Genomic DNA, 16,560 nt, shown 5'->3' on the forward strand with positions numbered 1-16,560 from the left:
TAGCGCAAGAGAGAAAGCAAGAAAAGGCTTTGGAGTTCTAAATGGGATATCAAGAAGCCGCATGGCGTTCTGCTTGATGGAACCCCTGAACCATGAGATACTGCCCCTATGCGCTTTTTTAACACAGCCGGGCCGATTGTCCCCAGTGACCACTATTTTGTTCCCGGTCGTTCGCATGAATCCGAAATCAGGAGCCTGATAGAACAAAAAAAATATTTCGTGCTTCATGCGCCTCGGCAAACAGGCAAAACCTCGGGCATCTTAAGCTTGACGGATAAAATCAATCAAGAAGGTCAATATACTGCCCTTTATGTCAATGTAGAACCAGCACAGGCCATGCGAAATCATGTGAAGGATGCGATTCGGATGATTGTAGACCAAATTCGGTTGGGGTTATTAGCCTATTTCCCGAATGATCCGGTTTTAAGTTATTTCGATTCGGCTAGAAAATACGAAGATAGTACTGGCAATGAGTTGGGGGCCTTTCTCCAATTCTGGGCATCTCAGCGCCCAAAACCGATTCTATTGTTTATCGATGAAATAGATTCTTTAGTGGGTGATTCATTGATTGCCGTATTGAGGCAGTTACGAGCTGGCTATAGCCAAAGACCTCGCCTATTTCCCTCTTCTGTTTGCCTGATTGGGGTTCGCGATATCCGAGATTACCCCATCTGGTCTGAAGCCACTCAAGCCGTTATTCAGGGAGGCAGTGCCTTTAATATCAGTGCCAAGAGTCTATTTTTAGATACTTTTCATTTTGAGCAAGTCGCTGATTTGTACGCTCAACATACGCGTGAAACGGGTCAGGTATTTGAGGAAGATGCCGTTCGATACGCCTTTGAGCAAACCGGAGGACAGCCATGGTTAATCAATGCCATGGCCTATCAAGCGTGCTTTGACGATATTAAAGACCGCACGCAACCCATTACGAAAGCCGTGTTCGAACGGGCCAAAGAGGTTCTGATCGCCCGGCGAGACACCCATTTAGATGTTCTGATCGATCGCTTGCGAGAACCCAGGATTCATCGAGTTATTAGCGCGATTTTGTTGGGTGACCCTGTCTTTGACTTACCTCAGGACGATTTGTCTTACTCCATCGACTTGGGCTTGATTAAACGAGATGAGAACAAAAACTTGGTCATTGCCAATCCCATCTATCAAGAAATCATCCCCCGAGAACTCACCCATGCTATCCAAGCCTCCATGGTCCAACAGACCGCTTGGTATCTAAACTCGGATGGCACTTTGAACATGCAGAAGTTGCTGGAAGCCTTTGTGCAGTTTTATCGAGAAAATTCAGAAATGTTGGTTCCGAACATGGGCTATAAAGAAGCGGGGCCGCATCTGCTCTTAATGGCCTTTCTGCAACGAGTCATCAACGGAGGCGGAAAAATCCATCGTGAGTACGCATTAGGGCGTAAACGTGTGGATCTTTTGGTGGAGTTTAAACACCAACGTTTTGTCATTGAAACCAAGATTGATTACGGCCCTAAAACATTAGTCGATGGTTTGGAACAGACCGCAGATTACATGGATAAAAACAATTCCACCCAGGGCCACCTCTTGTTGTTTGACACCAAGAGTCAAAAGACTTGGGATGAAAAGATTTATCAAAAGGCCCACTCAGTTGGCTTGCGAAGCATTCAAGTATGGGGGCTATAGCACACTCCTTTGTCTAGGCCAAATTAAGCCAATTTAAAATGAGTATCATACGAATTTTCCAACAGATGAACAAATTTTACGCATATTTCTAAATGTCTTCATAGGTTTTATTTTTGTCTATATTTTTATAAAAATAAAAAGTAAAAATCCCGTCTTCAACGCACGCAGCGAACATAGTAGGGAGGACTGATGCCATACGTGCTGACGTTGCCATAACCGAAATACACGACCCACGCACCGGACGGGGACGTGCAAGAATAAGGCGTTGATGTCCAAAACCAACTCTGAGGCGTGCTTGGAAAAGCCGTCGTGTTCATTGTTGGACCCGGAGATGCTACGCGAACATCCAGAAGCGTCGACAATTCTTTGACATTGGGAAGACGCCAGCTCAAACCGTCCAGATTCAAACCCGCACAATAAGCCTGTGCAGAACTCCAGTTATAGGTTCCAGAAACCGTTCGCTGCCAAATCAAGCCCGTTACGGTGTCCAGAACCTGCGTGTTGTTAAAAGTATAACGATCTATCTCTCGATCTGCTGACGAGGGCCGCACACAGCGTGTAAAGCCACTCGCCGGCACTGAAGAACAACCACCATAACCCTGGCTGCAAACAAGACCTGCGTAATAGGAACCGTTGCCGTAACTCACCCACCAGGCACTGCCTGGGTAACCCTGTAAAGCGTCGGAGGACCAATAGTAACTGCTGGTTTGAGTGCCTGGGAAAAAATTCAGATCCAGGCAGGGGCCAGCGCAATCCATCGTGTAATCGACCAAGGTCTGAAGTTCCACGTGTGTGGGCAAACGCCAGTCCCCAAACCCAGACTCAAGCAAATCAGCGCAATAGGCCTGGGCAGCCGTCCAATTGCTAGCAGGTGCACTCCCTACCTTTTGCCACTGCAAACCTGTCATCCGATCCGTGATAACCCCTGGAACGGATTCAAGATAGCGGCCCGTTTGATTAGCGTTGTCTCGATAGACACCCGTTGTTACTTGCCAATTCGCCCATTCAGGATTCCAAACCACCTCATCGCTCGTGCTCAAAGAGTGCGACAGATTAGCCGAGTCTGTTGCGACTGAATCGCTTGGAGTAATTGATTGAGTAACAGTTTGGCTAAGCGACACGCTCCTGCTCGACAACAAACTCTCTGTAAGACTAATCGTTGAGCTAGCAGAACCCGTGGTGCTATTATTCATCCGGCTTACGGAATCTGTGTCGGTTTGAGTGCTGTGGCCACTCATGGAATTTGACTGTGTCACAGATTGTGAAAGCGTCGATGGCAATTTGTCATACAACCAATACATTACCTGGGGATGCTGCACAGGGGCCAGACCCACAATAATGCGTGCCTGGAGAATATTACTCTTGTGTAACTGCGTCAAATACTCCGCTGGAAACGGTTGCTCTGCTTCGCAGAATTTCGAAATTTGTCGAACCTCTTCAAATTGCGCATCACATACAATCTGGTTAATTTCAGCATCAAAAAACACAGAGCAATTTGAACTAAAAGGCTTCTTGCAACAACCCGGTAAGGCTCCGAGATGAGGCCCAATAAGAGCCCATAATCCTCTCATGGCATTTTGTGTCACGAGTTCTTTGGATAAAGAGCTTGTTTGATTCTTGAGCTGCGTCAGATTTGAAAACTGTTGATTCAAAAATGCAGAGAAGCCATTTCGAAGCACAAAGCCTGCTTGAACCGGTAAAAACAGCAATAACAGCCATGAACCCAAACACCGATTCATCATTCACACCCCTTCTCGAGGATGTGAAATTGAATCAAATAAGTATTATATTTAAATATAAAATAATTAAAATTGTCATACATCTCTAATTCCGAAATAGGAAGAATTATAAATGCAAGCTCAAATCTAAAGCAATTCTCTCGACACACTCTAAGTGTTCTCCATAAACGTGACAACCACTATTCCATCCAATAACTCACACGAAATTGCGTGCTCATCAAGGACTCGACATCTACGGCGACGCAAAGGGCCAGAATCCCTCCTCAGCGCACACAACGGACAGAGTAATTAGAGCCTAGGCCAGCGTTGATCACAGCACCTCTGAGGAAATAGACCAACCAGGCGTACAACGAAGGCGCACACGAATAAGGCGTTGATGTCCAAAATGCAGCCTGAGGTGTGCTCGGAAAAGCCGTCGTATTGATCGTCGGACCCGGGTATGCCACGCGAATATCCAGGAGCGTCGACAATTCTTTGACATTGGGAAGGCGCCAGCTCAAACCATCCAGGTTTAAACCCGCACAATAAGCCTGTGCCGAACTCCAGTTATAGGTTCCGGAAACCGTTCGTTGCCAAATCAAGCCCGTCACGGTGTCCAGAACCTGTGTGTTGTTAAAGGTATAACGATCCACCTGTCGATCCGCCGATGAGGGTCGCACACAACGGGCAAAGCCACTCGCAGGCACTGAAGAACAACCACCATAACCCTGGCCACAAACAAGGCCAGCATAACCGGCACCGCTACCGTAACTCACCCACCAGGCACTGCCCGGGTAACCCTGCAAAGCGTCGAAGGACCAATAGTAACTGCTGGTTTGAGTGCCTGGGAAAAAATCCGGGTCCACGCTGGGCCCAGCGCAACTCATCGTATAATCGGCCAAGGTCTGAAGTTCCACATGCGTGGGCAAACGCCAGTCCCCAAATCCAGACTCAAACAAATCTGCGCAATAAGCTTGGGCAGCCGTCCAATTGCCCACAGGCGCACTCCCTACCTTTTGCCACTGCAAACTGGTCATCTGATCCGTGATAACCCCTGGAACCGATTCAAGGTAGCGGCCCGTTTGATTGGCGTTATCTCGATAGACGCCGGTTGTTACTTGCCAATTCGCCCACTCGGCATTGTAAACCTGAGGAGAACACACACAACGAACATAGAGCGTATTACTGATGCCATACGTGGCGACACTACCATAACCGAAATTCACATTCCACGCGCGGGACGGGGACGCACACGAATAAGGCGTCGACGCCCAAAACCCAGTCTGATACGTGCTTGGGAAAACCGTCGTGTTGATGGTCGGACCCGGAGATGCCACGCGAACATCCAGAAGCGTCGATAATTCTTTGATACTGGGAAGACGCCAGCTCAAACCGTCCAAGTTTAAACCCGCACAATAAGCCTGAGCCGCGCTCCAGTTGTAAGTTCCGGAAACCGTTCGTTGCCAGTTCAGGCCCGTCACGGTATCCAGAACCTGTGTGTTGTTAAAGGTATAACGACCTACTTCTCGATCTACCGACCAGGGCCGCACACAACGGACAAAGCCGCTCGCAGGCACTGCAAAACAACCACCGCTATAACCCTGGCTACAAACGAGGCCTGCGTAATAGGCACCGCTGCCGTAACTCACCCACCAAGCACTCCCAGGGTAACCCTGTACAGCGTCGGAGGACCAATAGTAACTGCTGGTTTGAGTGCTTGGGAAAAAATCCCGATCGACGCTGGGACCAGAACAATCCATCGTATAATCCACCAAAGTCTGAAGTTCCACGTGTGTGGGCAAACGCCAGTCTCCAAACCCAGACTCAAACAAATTGGCACAATAGGCCTGGGCAGCCGTCCAATTGCTAGCAGGTGCACTCCCTACCTTTTGCCACTGCAAACCGGTCATCCGATCCGTGATAACCCATGGAACCGATTCAAAATAGCGGCCCGTTTGATTGGCGTTATCTCGATAGACGCCGGTTGTCACTTGCCAATTCGCCCACTGGGGGTTCCAAACCACCGGAGCGCTTGGGCTTGTGGTAGGACTTAGAGAGATAGACTCGGTAGGGCTCAAGGTTTGGCTGAGCGCTGGTCCTGTCTTTGAAACACTCGCAGACACGGTGCACGTTGGCATCCGATCGAACAAACGAACCGCATAAGACTCGGAGGATAACGACGTCTTACCCGTCCAATCCGCGTAAAAACTCACCAACAAAATCGCGCTTTCGGTAATTTGATGCTCATATTCCAAAGGAAGTAAGGAACTTTGTCCGCAACTCTCCGGTCTCCCCAAAGCGATCGTGGAGTTGATCTCGCACAGAACCTGCTCGATTTGAGTGTTCATGAAAATGGAACAATTGGCCACAAATTGGCCCGTATAATCCGGCATCGCTTGAATCGCCGGAGTTAACTCGGCAAACAAAGCCTTCAATCCGGTCGAAAACAATTGTTTTTGCTGGGCGGCAGGCAATGTCTGGTTCGAAACGAGCTGCGTTAGTGCCTGATTCGCCACGGTATCCGTTATCTGGCTTTGATTAAGCCAGGCAGCATTGGCGGCTTGTCCCCAAATCAAGAATGCTAAAAGCCTTGCCGGCCTAAAGCACCGTGCTTGGGTTTTTAGATTCTTCATAAGCCATCTGCGCATCTTTCAACACTTCTCCGAAGCTCTGGAGAGTTGGATTGGACTCGAACAACTCTTCTGCAGTCGTTAATTCGGTTGCTTCTGGGATAAAATCCAAATCTTCAAAATTTAAATCAATGGGTGTTTGTGCGCGAGTAGAAGGGGCCCAATCGGCCTCTAAAGCAGGTAGGCTTCCCTGCAAGGGGCCTGCCATTTCGGTCAGCAAAATCCCTGCGGCTTCGCTCGAAGAAGAAGACTTGGCCAAGGCGTTAAGCTTTTTCGAAGGGCGAAAATGCTCGTACCAACTTTTGAAACGCAGCCCAATATCAAATAGAGTCTTCAGCATCATTGCGTATTCGGTGACTACCACGATGGTTTGAGTAACGCTTTTTATCTTCTGCTGCGTCTCCTCCGATGCCGTGGCAGAAGCAATGGCTTGTGTGCTGAGAGCTATCGCTTGCAAAGCCGCGACGGCGGCATAAAATCTTTGAGCATGTTGATTTTGATTGGGCCACAACGCGAACTGAGACAATGCGTAAGCATCGTAAACAGCCATCCCCGCCCACAACAAATTTCCACAGTCTGCTTGCAACGCCTGATACGATTGAAGAGCTCCGACAGCCATCGAAGTCATAAGCTCAATCAAAATATACCATTCTCGATCCTTTCCATAGGTTTCAAACAGCTCGCCATATTTCGCCAGCCAGGCTGAAGATGGGGGCATATCTACCCACTCTTTTTCATGAGCATCCCAGCGAGCCTTGAAAAATCGAGGATGCAAGGCCACGCCTGCGACACTCGTTCCCATGAAAGACAGAATCAAAGAGCCTGATCCTACACAGCCTTGAAGAATATTCCCTTGTCGGATCAAGGCAAAAGACGAAGAGGTGGTGGGAGAGATCAAAAACAAAACCGGCAACACCAAACTTCCTGGAAAATGAGCTCGAGAAGCTCCGAGTTTGTAGGCGACAGCGCTCCAGATTCCCACGGCTCCTGAAAGCAACAGCCAATTTCCGACGACTGCTCCAAGGTGATATTGCAAGTTACCACTCCCAAGCGATAATTGCGTTGGGCTTTCTGACCACCCTAAAGAACCCGTTTCGGGTGGCAAACTGTCTTCGCAAGACAGCAGGCTAAGCGTTAAACCGGCTCTGGCATTTTGCGCCACTTGACTCGGGCCCACCGAAGTCACCGTACTTAACAAAGTCGACACGCTGCTGCCTGTTTTTGTGGCTTGCGTCAAAGCAACCGGCAAAGCAGGCTCTGGAAAAGGGCTCAATTCATCCCAGATCAAGCAAACCCTGGATTCTGGTCGAGGACATGGAAAATCCGTCGCTCCAAAAACAAGTGCACTCCCAAACACCCAACTGAAGGCAACAATCCGTTTCATACACTCCGAAACCTGCAAAAAAATAATCGCTATTTTATGCTCAAAAGCAAATCTCTAGAACAAGATTCACGATCTTGAAAGATACTTTCTTAAACTTTCTAAAAAATATCGCGATCGCCTTTGGCATTCAAAATCGGACCTACAACCCCTTCTCTTTCCATCTGGTCAACCATCTTCGCGGCACGATTGTAGCCCACACCCATTTGGCGTTGAAGCCAACTGGTGGAACATTTCTGAGTTCGGCGAACGATTTCAATCGCTTCTGCATAGCGTTCGTCGTTCGAGTCTGAGCTACCGCTTCCTTCCCCACCCTCTTCTTCGCTTCCGGCCACGATGCTCATGTCGTACTCTGGCTTAGACTGAAGCTTCCAAAAATCCACCACACGCGAAAGCTCTTTTTCCGATATAAAAGCCCCATGAACTCGAACAAGTTCTGAACTACCCGATGGAATCATCAGCATGTCCCCTCTGCCCAAAAGCTTCTCAGCCCCCGATCGATTAATAATCGTTTTTGAGTCTTGAGAAGCCGAAAGCCGGAACCCCATTCGAACGGGGAAATTCGCTTTGATCACCCCGGTGATAATATCAACGCTCGGTCGTTGAGTGGCCAGCATGACGTGAATCCCCGCAGCACGAGCTTTTTGGGCCAGTCGCATCACATAAACTTCAACGTCTTTCCCAGCAACAGCCACTAAGTCCGCATATTCATCAATCACCACCACAATAAAGGGCATGCGATCGGCTAAATCGACTTTTTCGTTGTATCCCGCAATGTCTCGGACTCCCACCTCGTTCATCTGCGCGTAGCGCTTATCCATTTCTCGAACAGCCCATTTCAAGGCAAAAGAAGCTTTCTTGCTATCAATGATCGGCGGCAGCAAAAGATGCGGGATCCCTTCGTAAATGCTTAATTCAAGCATCTTCGGGTCAATCATCAAGAATCGCACTTCTTGCGGAGTCGCCCGGTAGAGAATGGAACAAATCATCGCGTTCACGCTCACCGATTTCCCGGAACCGGTGGTCCCCGCAATCAACACGTGCGGCATATCCGCCAAGTTGACAAAAAAGGGCTTGCCTTCGATGCTTTTACCAACAGCCATGCATAACTTGTGCGGCTGTTCTCGATAGCTTGGGTGAGCCACGATCTCTTTGAGATAAACGGTTTCTCGTTGTTCATTGGGAAGTTCAATCCCAACGGCTCCCTTGCCCGGAATGGGAGCCACAATTCGAACGTGCAAAGCCGTCATGGCCATGGCGATATCGTCTGCCAGGGCGGCAATTCGAGAAAGCTTGATTCCAGGCGCTGGAACAAACTCAAAACAAGTCACCACGGGACCTGGGCGAATTTCACGCACTTGCCCTTCAATGCCAAATTGACGAAAGGTTTTCTCTAAGCGCTCTGCCTGAGCCTTCATGAGTCGTTCATCGATCTGAATCGGAGGAGGCGCGTCGTAATCCAACAATCTCAAAGGAGGCAGTTCGAAAGGAACCTCTTGTTCCGCTTGAACAATGTATTCTGGAACTTCCAGTTTGGGCTTTTCGACAACGGGAATCGTCCATGGAGCGGGTGGTTCTTTGGCAACCGTGGAGGGTGTTTGTATTTTTAAAACAGAAGTTGTTTCCGTTTTTTTGGGGGATCTCAGCGGCCAACGCAGACGAATTGGAACTCCCATCAACAAAACCCCAATGAGACTGAGGCTCATGGAGAAAATCCACATACCGGTTGGATGCAGAAGTGTTGTAAGACCCTGGTGAATGCTCCAGCCCAATAACCCACCCCAAGGAAAAGAAATGAAGGCATTTCCCTGACCCAATGCTCCCAAAATCGCTGAATTACCAACGAGGAGGCAAAATGCACCGATTAAAACCGGTGGACGAACGAATCGAGATTGTCTCCAAAAGAAAGAACCGGACAAAAAAACCAGAAAAACCGGCAGGATCCAAGCCAGAAAACCGAATAAGGTGTAGAGCGCGTTTGACAACAACGCTCCCCCAGGGCCTATCCAGTTCTGGATTCGATAGCCTCCATGCGGGTAGACGAAATTATCCGACACATCGAATGAGAGCAACGAGAAGAACACCAGGAGCGCAAAAGCCCCCGAAGCTACCCCCAGCACATCCGGCAATAAAGCGTAATTTTTCTTACTGGGTTCCATGTTCAAAAATCTTAGCAGGGTTTAGAATTTGCTCTGGATCAAATACTTTCTTAATCGCTCTTTGCAAATCGATGACGACAGCGGATTGTTCCAATGGCAAATACGGCTTTTTCACCAATCCAATCCCATGCTCACCTGAAATAGTTCCATTTAATTCGATGGTTAACTTAAATAGCTCAGAAAGAATGTGAGCTTGTTTTTCTGGTCCAAGGACAGAATCGCTTAGTATCTGAGCGTGCAGATTGCCCTCTCCCACATGGCCGAAAATCGCTGTTTCAATCCCCCAAGAATCTCCTAGATGCTTAAAACGCTTTGCAAATTCAGGCAATCGATTCAAGGGTATCGCGATATCTTCCGAGAGTTTATGCGGAGCACGGCGTTGCAAATTCTCACTCAATTGTCTTCGACGGCTCCAAATGCGCCGCCTGTTCCCTTCATCAAGTGCTATCTCCGATTCAACAACACCTTGAAGATTGCGCCAACTTGCTTCGGGCATTTCCGATTCAAGCTCCAGCAATACGCTGGCTTGACCCTCTCCACAAAGCTTATCCGCGAATTCAAATACGCGGGGCAAGATGCCTGTTCTTAAAATTTGAAAAACCGATTCCATCGCACTCTCATCGCTTTGAAACCAGAGCTGAAGGGTTTGAGCAACCGGGACTTTCGGGATCACTTTCAGAACTATTTCCGTTACCAGTGCCAAGGTGCCTTCGCTGCCACAGATCAAAGAGACCAAGTCGTAACCGGCAACTCCTTTCAGTGTTTCTTTGCCCAAGCGAACGATTTGCCCATTCGCCAGCACCACCTCAAGACCGAGTACATAGTCTCGCGTGGGACCGTATTTCAGGGAACTGGGACCGGCTGCATTGGTTGCAACGTTTCCTCCAATGGTACAACGGCTCAACGAATTCGGATCGGGAGGATAGAAGAGGCCCTGTTCATCCAAAACCGCTTGAAACTCAGCCAGTACAACTCCCGGTTGAACCCGAGCGGTGCGGTTGATGGCATCAACGGAAAGAATCCGGTTCATTTTCGAAAAATCCAGGACCAGGCTTGGCCCCACAGGCACACAGCCGCCTGCTTTTCCAGTTCCAGCCCCTCTGGGAACGACGCACCAGTTATTTTTCCGAGCAGTATCCAAAGCCATGCGTACTTGCTCACTCGTTTCTGGGAAAGCCACGGCACAAGGCAGGCAAGGCTGAACCCCAGCGGCTTCATCCTGAGCATAACGCTGCAAGAGTTGTGGAGCAGTTTCAAATCTCATGGGTACTTAATCAACGTAAAACTCCGCATAGCTCACTTGGTGATCCATGAGCTGGATACCTTGCATCTCCAATAAGCGATTGCTGACCGTGCGGGCAAAAGTCTGATCGTGCGTTGCAAACAAAACAGTCCCTGGGAACGATTTCACCGCATTGTTGAGCGCTGTAATCGATTCCAAATCCAAGTGATTCGTCGGGTCGTCAAAAAGCAAAACATTGGGTCCCAGCAACATCATGCGAGCCAATAGACAACGAACCCGCTCTCCTCCGGAAATAACGCCGCATTGCTTCAAGGTTTCTTCGCCGGAGAAAAGCATGCGACCGAGAAAACTACGGATAAAATTCTCTGATTTATCTTCGGAATATTGTCGCAGCCAATCGATCAAATTGCTATCCAGCCCTTCAAAGTAAGGATTCTGATCTTTGGGCAAGTAAGCGGGCGTTACGGTAGAACCCCAACGAATGGTTCCAGAATCCACCGGCAGCTCCCCCATCAATGCCTGGAAAAGCGCTGTCCGGGCCAGCTCGTGATCACCAACGACAATCGCTTTATCGCCTTTTTTCAAAGAAAATGAGATATTATCCAGCAATTTTTGACCATTTTTAGTCAAACAAAGGTCTTTGACTTCGAGAATAATGTCGCCAGCTTCTCTTTTTTGCTGAAAGAGAATATTCGGCCTCTTTCGACCCGATATCGGCAGATCTTCAATGGTTAATTTCTCAAGCATTTTCCGCCGAGAGGTCGCCTGTGCCGACTTGGAAGCGTTAGCGCTAAATCGGGCAATGAAGGCTTCGAGTTCTTTGGCTTTTTCTTCTCGTTTCTTATTTTCGCTGGAACGAAGCTCCAAAGCCAATTGGCTGGACTGCTCCCAGAAATCATAGTTACCCGTGTAAAGTTTGGCTTTCCCATAATCCACGTCAACCGTATGCGTGCAAATCTTGTTTAAGAAATGCCGATCATGGGAAATCACAATGACGGTGTTTGGGTAGTTTAAAAGGTAGTTTTCAAGCCATCGTATCGACTTATCGTCCAAATGGTTGGTGGGTTCATCCAAAAGCAAGTTGGTTGGTTTTCCAAACAAGGCCTGAGCTAAGAGAACCTTTACTTTCTGAAGGCCTTTCAAGTCTCGCATGGTGGTAGACAACAGGTCTTGCATGATGCCAAGCCCTGCCAACAAAGTTGCGGCATCGGTTTCCGCTTCGTACCCGCCCAGTTCGGCGAATTGATTTTCGAGCTCACCCGCTCGCTCGCCGTCGGCGTCTGAAAAATCAGGCTTCGCGTACAAAGCGTCTTTCTCTTTCATCAACTTAAAAAGCTTTGTATGGCCCATCAAAACGGTATCGAGAACCGTATTGTCCTCGTATTGAAAATGATCTTGCTTCAAGACCGACAAGGTATCGTTCGGACTCATCTCAACCGTCCCCGAACTCGCTTCCTGCTCACCGGCTAAAATTTTCAGAAGAGTCGATTTGCCAGCGCCATTGGCCCCGATGATTCCGTAGCAATTACCGTCCGTAAAAACCAAATTAACGTCTTCGAATAACTTACGGCTGCCAAAAAACAGTGAAATCTTATGCGTTTTAATCATGGGAGGAGTCGCAGACTAGTAAATCGGTTCAAAATGTCAATCTGTCGTTGAATGAAAAGATTCGCCACCGTATTTCCGGTCACGCTCAAAAAAGTAGCCATGGGATCGATTAAAAGGCTAATGGCCACGATGGACATCAAGGCTTCTTGAGGAAAACCATAGACGCTCAAAATGAACAGTTCTCCGATCGAACCTCCACCCGGAATGGCACCCATCACACATCCCACCAAGACGGACACCCCGACAGCACTCATGAAAACAGGCCAGCTCGCCAAGTCCTGATGATAGAACGAAAATAAAAACGCAATTTTACACATTCCTCCCATCACAGAACCTTGTTTGAATAAAATCGCTCCAATGGGGGTACTCACTTCGTAAATGGACTTTGGAATCTGGAGTCTCTCAGCCGCTTTTAGATTGGCAGGAATGCTCGCAATGCTGCTACACGTCGCCACCGAAGTGAGCGACGGCAGTACCAGTGCCGGAAACAAGGAACGGCCTACCAGACAAAAAGCAAATCCAAAAAGAACCAGGGCCCAAATTCCGCCCCAAAGATGGTAAATGACAAGAATTTCAAGATATTTTGAAATCGCCTCACCCCCCATTTGGCCGACCAAAGAAGCAAAAAAGGCCAAAAAGCCCAGCGGTGCGAATTTCATCACCCGATCGAACATGCGCATCAACAACTTCTCAGCCACAGCAAAGCAGTCTTGGCATTTCTGATCCTCTCGAGCGGCTAGACCCGTCAAAATAGAAAAAAGAATCAAAGCTAGGATATTCTTCGTGGCAAAAAGTTCGGTCCAATTCGTTACCGAAAAGAAGTTCTTAACGATGAAAAATAGATCGATTTCTGCCAATACCGGCGCCTGAAGTGAGCTTTGGGCACTCGGATTCCCATGGAATAAGCCAATCAACACAAGACCCGTTGCCAAAGCAACCATCCAACTCAAAAAGCCGTAGACAAGACCCATCGCCATGAAAAGATTTCGAGATTGCTGCCGATGACCGAGCTTCGAAATTGCCCCTGATATCGAGAAAAATACCAACGGCAAAACCGTCACCAAAAGCAAATTGATAAACGCATCGCCCAGCGGTGCCAACGAGCGGCCGAAAGCCGGAAATTGCATACCAAGCATCCCACCCAACACGATGGACACGATTAAAATAACCTGAGTCATTCACTTATCCCAACAACGAAGAGCCAGTTTCGATACTGCTTCGGATGAAATCGTCTATCATGTTTTGATACAAAGGGAAATTATGGCGAGTTTGCTCGATATGGCCTTGGACTCCAAAGATCCATTGATCGGGGCCTGCCCATTCGACGATTTCCACCAAACCATCTTCCGCCCAAGCACTCGCTCTCAAGCTGCTTGCCAAGTCTTTGATTCCTTGATGGTGTCGAGAAGACAGGTAGTAGCTCTGCGTCTTAAAGAAATTAAACGTCCTAGACTGAGAATCAATTCGTATAAAATGCCCTTCGGCCCAACCATCTGGCCCTGACTCGTGCAACACCTTGGATTTTGGCAGCTCCTCGTAAAGCGTCCCCCCTTCTGCGACGTTGATGAGTTGCAGACCTCGGCAAATCCCCAAAATCGGGATTCGCTTCTTTTTCGCAGCTTGATACAGTTCGATTTCAAAATCATCGCGCCTTCGATTAGGAGCGTAATCCAGCGGCCGCTTCCAAGGCATGTTGCAACCCGCACGATAAACAACCCGGGGCTTCGGTTGATACAATCGAGCATCCAAGTCTTGGCCTCCTATAATCAACAAACCCTCTAAAATCTTCATCACCTCGGGATCTTGCGTCAGCAAAACAGGAATGCCCCCAGCGGAAGCAATCAAATCCACGTAACTCTGCGCAAGCATCACCAGCGGCTTTTCGAGAATGGTTGAAACGGTGGTAATACCAATGATGGGTTTTCTCGCAGCGGTCATGGTCAAAATCCTCTAAGCACGATACAGTTTACAGCATGGCAATTCAATTGAACTCTTCCTCATCTGGAAATTATCACCCCATGAGCGAGATCAATGTAACGCCATTGGTTGATGTCATGTTGGTTTTGCTGGTTATTTTTATGGTTACGGCTCCCATGATGACCTCGGGTCTTGATTTACAGCTCCCGGAAGCCACCGCTCATGAAATTGCTGGAGCGGATCAAAAACCCACTTTAAGCCTCACTCAGGATCGAAGAATTTTTTTAGGGGAACAAGAAATCACCTTAGATCAGGTCGCAGATACCCTCAAAAAGTCCAAAGAGATCCTCCTGCACGCGGATCGAAAGCTTCCTTATGGATACGTCGTCAAAATCATGGGAGCGTTGAAAGCAAACGGAGTCGATAACATCAGTTTGGTAACCGAAGCAGCCGGAGATGAGCTTGAGTAGATTTGGGCTGGCGATTGCTGGAAGCTTAGTCCTGCATGGGCTCTTCGTTGCTTTTTACCTCTTGGATGCCTGTAAACCTACGATTAGGCTGGACTCTGCAAACATTCAGGTTCGCTTAACACGCCTGGGGACTCCTCGCGATGAGAAGTTACTGCCTCGCTTGGATGCTTCAGAATATCAACCGCCAGCTCCTCAAGCTATCCCAAAACCCAAAGAGGCCAAGCAGGCGGTCAAGCCCATGGATCCAAAACCGAGCCATCCATTGGATCTTCTTAAAAAGCGTTTTGGAAAACCAAGCACGGAAGGCCAAAAAGAAGGCAGCAGCTTAGGAACTTCACTGTCCCGTGAGATTGCCCATTCTTACGAACTGCAAGTCTCTGAAATTTTACGTGAGAGCTATGAAATTCCGCGTGTGATCTCAGAGCGAGAAGCTCGAACCCTGAAACTTTTCGTACGCCTTTGGATTGCTCCCACCGGACACCTGATCCGCATCCGCGTTGAAAAAGCGTCCCGAAACAGGCGCTTTGATCAAGCTGTATTAGAAGCCAGCGAAAACATTCACAGCTTTGGCCCCCCTCCTCTCACGCTGGCTCGCCAGTACCAAACCCAGGGTCTTTTGATCCAATTTTGCCCCATGGAGTGTTCATGATTCGAATCAGCCTTTTTGTACTTTGTGCTTTTTGGACTTTTGCCCACATTAAGGTCGAACAAGCGCGTTTTCGGCCCTTTCAGATCTCCATCACAGGCCAAGCCGAACTCTGCCCGATCATTCTGGAAGACTTGGAACTTTCAGGGGTCTTCAAATCTGCTCAGCCCTCTTCAGCAGAAGCCCAAATTGAAATTTCTTCTGACCCGCAAAGCATCCGGGTGAAAGCTCAAAACAAGCTTTTTCGCTATCAATCCCCAGCCTCACGCCAACTAGCTCACCGGATTGCTTCCGATCTCTATAAGCTCTTCACCGGGGAGCCTGCTTTTTTTAATTCAAAAATCGTTGCCTCCAATGAGAAAAAACAGATTATCTTGTTAGACTTTGACGGAGAAAATCCGAAACCCATCACCACCCACCCAAGCATAAATATCTTGCCCATTTTCTCGCCAAACGGCCAAGAAATTGCATTCACCAGCTACGCCCGAAACAATCCAGACCTTTACAGCATCCGCACCGACCGCAGCCATTTAAGAATCCTCTCAAATCGCCCTGGAATCAACTCGGGGGCTTCATTTTCTCCCAACGAACAAGAGATCGCGACGACTCTCTCATACGAAGGAAAAAGCGACATCTATTTGATGGACACCCAAGGACAAAATCTCCGGAAATTAACTTCGGGATTCTCCATCAATACCTCTCCTTCCTTCAGCCCGGATGGCAAACAAATTGCTTTTGTTTCCAATCGATCGGGTAACCCGCAAATCTACACCATGCATCAAGACGGCTCGCATATCAAAAGAATCACCTGGCAAGGAAAATACAACCAATCACCCAAGTGGAGTCCTTTGGGCGATCAGATTGTCTTTACGGGACGCGATGAGCAAAAAAACTTCGATGTCTTTCTGGTCAACGTTCAAAGCGGTCGAGTGACTCGTGTCACCCAGGATCAGGGTCGAAATGACGAGGCATCGTTTGCTCCCAATGGACGGATGCTCGTATTCGCTTCCACCAGAAATGGTGGACGTGACTTGTTTATTTCAAATCTGGATGGCACATTCCAAAAGCAAATCACACGAGGCGTCCAGTACTGGACACCTTCTTGGGGGCCAAACCTGTAGGGACC

Annotated in this window: 12 protein-coding genes; 4 read left to right on the forward strand and 8 right to left on the reverse strand. The window is 48.4% G+C overall.

Annotated features, from left to right (window positions below):
• Positions 1 to 108 precede the first annotated feature (108 nt).
• Complete coding sequence (locus I8H75_02440; protein ID MBH2006194.1) at positions 109 to 1,662, forward strand: AAA-like domain-containing protein; 1,554 nt, start codon at positions 109 to 111, stop codon at positions 1,660 to 1,662.
• A 155-nt stretch (positions 1,663 to 1,817) separates the two neighbouring features.
• Here the strand turns inward: I8H75_02440 and I8H75_02445 are convergent, their stop codons facing one another.
• The 8 genes from I8H75_02445 to I8H75_02480 form a co-directional block, all read right to left on the reverse strand.
• Positions 1,818 to 3,404, reverse strand: coding sequence for a DUF1566 domain-containing protein (locus tag I8H75_02445; GenBank protein MBH2006195.1), 1,587 nt, complete (start codon positions 3,402 to 3,404; stop codon positions 1,818 to 1,820).
• 260 nt (positions 3,405 to 3,664) lie between these two features.
• Positions 3,665 to 6,028: a DUF1566 domain-containing protein gene (locus I8H75_02450; GenBank protein MBH2006196.1), complete on the reverse strand. Its 2,364-nt coding sequence runs from the start codon at positions 6,026 to 6,028 to the stop codon at positions 3,665 to 3,667.
• On the reverse strand, positions 5,979 to 7,394 hold the full coding sequence (locus tag I8H75_02455; protein ID MBH2006197.1) for a hypothetical protein: 1,416 nt from the start codon (positions 7,392 to 7,394) through the stop codon (positions 5,979 to 5,981). Before I8H75_02455 ends, I8H75_02450 begins: the two co-directional genes overlap by 50 nt.
• A gap of 98 nt (positions 7,395 to 7,492) precedes the next feature.
• Entirely contained in the window at positions 7,493 to 9,112 is a 1,620-nt protein-coding gene (locus tag I8H75_02460) for a hypothetical protein (GenBank protein MBH2006198.1), read from the reverse strand.
• A 424-nt stretch (positions 9,113 to 9,536) separates the two neighbouring features.
• Positions 9,537 to 10,814, reverse strand: a complete 1,278-nt coding sequence (locus tag I8H75_02465; protein ID MBH2006199.1) for an FAD-binding protein — start codon at positions 10,812 to 10,814, stop codon at positions 9,537 to 9,539.
• Between the two features lie 6 nt (positions 10,815 to 10,820).
• Complete coding sequence (locus tag I8H75_02470; GenBank protein ID MBH2006200.1) at positions 10,821 to 12,401, reverse strand: ABC-F family ATP-binding cassette domain-containing protein; 1,581 nt, start codon at positions 12,399 to 12,401, stop codon at positions 10,821 to 10,823.
• On the reverse strand, positions 12,398 to 13,579 hold the full coding sequence (locus I8H75_02475) for a cation:dicarboxylase symporter family transporter (protein MBH2006201.1): 1,182 nt from the start codon (positions 13,577 to 13,579) through the stop codon (positions 12,398 to 12,400). The genes I8H75_02470 and I8H75_02475 overlap by 4 nt, the downstream gene beginning before the upstream one ends.
• A 4-nt stretch (positions 13,580 to 13,583) precedes the next feature.
• Positions 13,584 to 14,339 carry a gamma-glutamyl-gamma-aminobutyrate hydrolase family protein gene (locus I8H75_02480; protein MBH2006202.1) on the reverse strand — a complete coding sequence of 252 codons (756 nt, stop codon included), beginning with the start codon at positions 14,337 to 14,339 and terminating at the stop codon, positions 13,584 to 13,586.
• Between the two features lie 80 nt (positions 14,340 to 14,419).
• On the opposite strand from I8H75_02480, the gene I8H75_02485 reads away from it, so the two are divergent.
• The 3 genes from I8H75_02485 to I8H75_02495 are packed head-to-tail and all read left to right on the forward strand — an operon-like array spanning position 14,420 to position 16,555.
• On the forward strand, positions 14,420 to 14,788 hold the full coding sequence (locus I8H75_02485; protein ID MBH2006203.1) for a biopolymer transporter ExbD: 369 nt from the start codon (positions 14,420 to 14,422) through the stop codon (positions 14,786 to 14,788).
• Positions 14,775 to 15,437: a TonB family protein gene (locus tag I8H75_02490; protein ID MBH2006204.1), complete on the forward strand. Its 663-nt coding sequence runs from the start codon at positions 14,775 to 14,777 to the stop codon at positions 15,435 to 15,437. The genes I8H75_02485 and I8H75_02490 overlap by 14 nt, the downstream gene beginning before the upstream one ends.
• Positions 15,434 to 16,555: a PD40 domain-containing protein gene (locus I8H75_02495; GenBank protein MBH2006205.1), complete on the forward strand. Its 1,122-nt coding sequence runs from the start codon at positions 15,434 to 15,436 to the stop codon at positions 16,553 to 16,555. Before I8H75_02490 ends, I8H75_02495 begins: the two co-directional genes overlap by 4 nt.
• Positions 16,556 to 16,560: the final 5 nt, after the last annotated feature.

This window comes from Myxococcaceae bacterium, from assembly GCA_016000045.1.
In the GTDB taxonomy this organism is placed as follows: Bacteria; Myxococcota; UBA727; order UBA727; family JABDBI01; genus AER2-1.

Bases quoted from the DNA above. Each gene is read 5' to 3' on its own strand.
- I8H75_02440 (MBH2006194.1), top strand. From the start codon at position 109: ATGCGCTTTTTTAACACAGCCGGGCCGATTGTCCCCAGTGACCACTAT.
- I8H75_02445 (MBH2006195.1), bottom strand. From the start codon at position 3,404: ATGATGAATCGGTGTTTGGGTTCATGGCTGTTATTGCTGTTTTTACCG.
- I8H75_02450 (MBH2006196.1), bottom strand. From the start codon at position 6,028: ATGCGCAGATGGCTTATGAAGAATCTAAAAACCCAAGCACGGTGCTTT.
- I8H75_02455 (MBH2006197.1), bottom strand. From the start codon at position 7,394: ATGAAACGGATTGTTGCCTTCAGTTGGGTGTTTGGGAGTGCACTTGTT.
- I8H75_02460 (MBH2006198.1), bottom strand. From the start codon at position 9,112: ATGTGGATTTTCTCCATGAGCCTCAGTCTCATTGGGGTTTTGTTGATG.
- I8H75_02465 (MBH2006199.1), bottom strand. From the start codon at position 10,814: ATGAGATTTGAAACTGCTCCACAACTCTTGCAGCGTTATGCTCAGGAT.
- I8H75_02470 (MBH2006200.1), bottom strand. From the start codon at position 12,401: ATGATTAAAACGCATAAGATTTCACTGTTTTTTGGCAGCCGTAAGTTA.
- I8H75_02475 (MBH2006201.1), bottom strand. From the start codon at position 13,579: ATGACTCAGGTTATTTTAATCGTGTCCATCGTGTTGGGTGGGATGCTT.
- I8H75_02480 (MBH2006202.1), bottom strand. From the start codon at position 14,339: ATGACCGCTGCGAGAAAACCCATCATTGGTATTACCACCGTTTCAACC.
- I8H75_02485 (MBH2006203.1), top strand. From the start codon at position 14,420: ATGAGCGAGATCAATGTAACGCCATTGGTTGATGTCATGTTGGTTTTG.
- I8H75_02490 (MBH2006204.1), top strand. From the start codon at position 14,775: ATGAGCTTGAGTAGATTTGGGCTGGCGATTGCTGGAAGCTTAGTCCTG.
- I8H75_02495 (MBH2006205.1), top strand. From the start codon at position 15,434: ATGATTCGAATCAGCCTTTTTGTACTTTGTGCTTTTTGGACTTTTGCC.